Annotated in this window: 2 protein-coding genes and 1 pseudogene; all 3 read right to left on the bottom strand. The window is 49.1% G+C overall.

Annotation, left to right across the window (positions count from 1 at the left end; genetic code table 11):
• Window positions 1–46 precede the first annotated feature (46 nt).
• Window positions 47–286: pseudogene (locus tag ACN0IC_RS14725) on the bottom strand (transposase); the annotation flags it as partial.
• A 127-nt stretch (window positions 287–413) separates the two neighbouring features.
• A complete protein-coding gene (locus ACN0IC_RS14720) occupies window positions 414–2,201 on the bottom strand; it encodes a type I secretion system permease/ATPase (protein ID WP_416879535.1) in 1,788 nt (595 codons plus the stop codon).
• A gap of 159 nt (window positions 2,202–2,360) precedes the next feature.
• The coding region (locus ACN0IC_RS14715; RefSeq protein ID WP_416879534.1) for an O-antigen ligase family protein at window positions 2,361–3,255 on the bottom strand (895 nt) is incomplete at its 5' end.

Below are 3,255 nucleotides of genomic sequence, written 5' to 3'. Positions count from 1 at the left end.
CAGGCTGTTTCTACCGCGCACAGGCGGGCCACAACCCGGAACGGTTTTTTAAGATCTCCCTCTCCTCCTTGAGAAGCCGGACTTCACGTCGAAGTCGATCATTCTCTTTGACGAGCTCTAAATCCTCTTTCGAAACCAAATCTGTGTCTCGGTGCGCCGTGATCCACTTGTTCAGCGTCGACATTCCAATACCCAGATCATTAGCCACCTGCTTACGCGTAAGCCCACTTGTCAGCGCGATACGCACCGCATCAGCGCGGAATTCGTCCGTGCGTTTCAGTCCCATAGTCAGTCTCCTTTGTTGCAGTAAATGCTATCAAAGGAGCGGCATCAAACCGCGAAAGGTCCAGTGCTGCAAATCCGTGCAAACAACTTGGCAATACCGTTCAACCACCTTTTCCAAGGTGGAAACCTCATTGTTTATGTGGGCTGTGTGGCGAGCGTGCTAAATTGGGGATAACGGCCTTTCGAGGGGTCTGCACTAGGGTTTGAGGTAAGGCATTAATGCGTGTGGGGTGTTTTCGGCTTTTAACTTGATCTGGGCGGTCTAGATTTTTCAACCTACCGTTTTGTAAAGTCAGGATCTTATCCATGGATTTAAATGAATCGCGGCTGTGCGACATCACGATAATAGTGCGCTTCTCACGCTTTAGATGTACCATAGCCTCATCCAGGGCGCATATTCCGGCAGTGTCCAAGTGAGTATATGGCTCGTCTAGGATAATTAGCTGAGGACGAAATATGAAACATCGTGCCAGCCCGATCAGCTGTATTTGGCCGCTCGACAACGGGACTTCGGCACGTTCTCCCACATGGGTTTGGTAACCATGTGGAAGCGATGATATCGCTTCATGTGCACCTGCCAGCTTTGCCGCGGCGGTCACATCAGCAGCGGTGGCTTTCGGGTCAAATCGGGAAACGTTGTCAAACACGGTTGCCGAAAAAAGCGCTGCGTTCTGTGGGAGGTATCCAATGGCGCGCTCCAAGGCCTCTGGAGGGAAGGCGTGCAATGGAACACCGTCAATGAAGATGTCACCAAAATCAGGTTTGATAGCCCCGGAGATAACTTTTGCTAGTAGAGTTTTTCCGGTGGCGGAATGACCAATGATGCCCAGTTGTGTGCCGGGAGGGATGTCGAGGGAAACACCTTGTAAAGGTGGGTTATGTAAACCGCGTACGTTATGGGGGTGAAATACTGTTACTTTACGGAGGGTTATCTGCCCTTTTGATATGGCTGCGGGCCCATGGTTAGCGGGCGTACTCTCAAGGTTGTGGAACCTGCTAAGTTTGCGGTGTGAAATATAGGCGTGACGCACCTCGCGCCATCTGGTGGTAAAATGATCAACTGGAGTCAAAATACGACCCGACAAAATCAGGACCGCCATGATCATCCCCGGGGTAATTTGATCACGGATAACCAGCATTGCGCCAACAGTTAGAAGCACCGTTTGAAGCAGGGCTCTCAAAGTCTTAGTTACCGTCGAAAGTAGTTCAGACGGTAAGCTTGTTTTTTGCGAAAATGCGAGGAATTTGTCATGCATCACTTTCCATCGCTTGCCGGCATGCCGTTGCATCTGCATTGCACTTAATGCCTCCGCTGCATGTCGGGATTTGTCTGAAAATTCATGAAGATTGTGTTGGTGTCGTTGTGCTGCAGCATGCATCGGGCGTACTGTCATTGTGGCAGTCGACGCAGCCAAAGCACTTAGAACAAGCGCCGCGAATACAACGCCTCCTAACCAAGGGTGGATAAAAAATAGGAACAGCAAAAATAACGGCACGAAAGGAAGATCAAATACACTGATTGCTAATGGTCCCGACAGAAACTTAGTTAGTATGCCGAGATCGAGCAAAGGCTCGTCATCATTGGGGTGCTTGCGGGGGCCGGAGCGTATCCAGGCGCGGAAGCACTCTTCTCCTAAATCGAGGTTAATTCTTAGAGATATACGAGTCAGAATCCGTTGTCTCAGCATGTCAAAGAGCGCAAAAAAACCATACAGCGTGACTGCAATAATGAGTAAACCAAATAGGGTAACGACTGAACCCGTTGGTATGACACGATCGTAAACCTGAAGCATGTAAACAGATCCGGTCAGCGTCAGGATGTTAGTAAGTGCGCTTAGAAGCAGTACTAAAAGAAACCCTGATTTCTGTTGGTGGAGCAATCTTGCATATAGGCTTTGCTTTCCAGCTCCATCCATTACTCTCCAGCCTCTCTAAATACTTTTTGACCACCTCATATGGGCTAGGAGGGTTTATGAGAGGAGTCTTTCGATTTTCTATAGAAACGTCGATAAAGCTAAAAATATAATTATTTTCAGTAAGTTGATCTGATGCGCCTCTCAAAGAGGTAAGCGTTGTTATCTATTGCGACGTCTGGAATACGCAAGCGTCGAGTCCGTGCGGCAGTAGGTCAGGTTCGGTGCTCGGGGGGAGATGATGGGCCCAACCTTTGCAGGGGTAGTGACCGCCCCTTTGGTCCCAGTGGTGACAAGCCACATCCCGGAACCGACGATAAAAAACGTTAAACTGTAGATTGCGCCCCAGATATGTACCGTGGTCAATGCGAAGCCCAGCCCTATGACGCAGATTATCCAGGCCTGACGGTGGGCCTTAATTGCTGGAAGGTGATCGAAATTTCGCTGACTGATCCGCCGCAGTGCCCAACCATACCCGAAAATAAGAAAGGAAAATGCCGGAACGCCGAAGCGCATGGCGATCAATAGCCAAAAATTGTCAATGCTAGGTGTATGCATCCATTCGGGCCGGAGCCAGTCCTTGAAGCCCAAACCGAAAAAGGGTTGCATTTGAATATTAAGCAGCCCCCAGTCAAATATAGTTGATCTCCAATAAGCGCTATGTGCAGAAAAAGTTGCGTAGCTCATAAAGACCTGAAGAGGAGTCCGGTTTGATGCCAGATCGACCGAAACATATGCAGCAAGGATAGTTATTAATAATATCAACCACTTGCGATGAAGGTTGTGAAATATATACGCCCAGGCAATGATCCCCATCTGAAGGAGAATTGATATAATTGCACCACTGGACACCGAGAGAACGGAGCCCAACACAGCACAGCCAAGTAAAACCGATCGAATCCACAGACTGTACGTAGTTTTCAACCCGATGAAGCATAAGGCAGCGGCGAAGGAGTTAAAAAGGCCCCAATGGATTGGATGTTCGAAAGATAATTGTACACGCTCGATCCCAAGACGACGCTGTATCTCCAAGTCGGTAGGAGCCGATATCCAGGGT

The organism is Litorimonas sp. (assembly GCA_029936425.1).
GTDB lineage: Bacteria > Pseudomonadota > Alphaproteobacteria > Caulobacterales > Maricaulaceae > Litorimonas.
Note: the sequence above shows the minus strand (reverse complement) of the source record. Positions and strands in the feature narration are given on the sequence as shown.

What these genes read in the sequence shown, in the direction of transcription:
- ACN0IC_RS14720 (WP_416879535.1), bottom strand. Translation starts at nt 2,201, where the DNA reads ATGGATGGAGCTGGAAAGCAAAGCCTATATGCAAGATTGCTCCACCAA.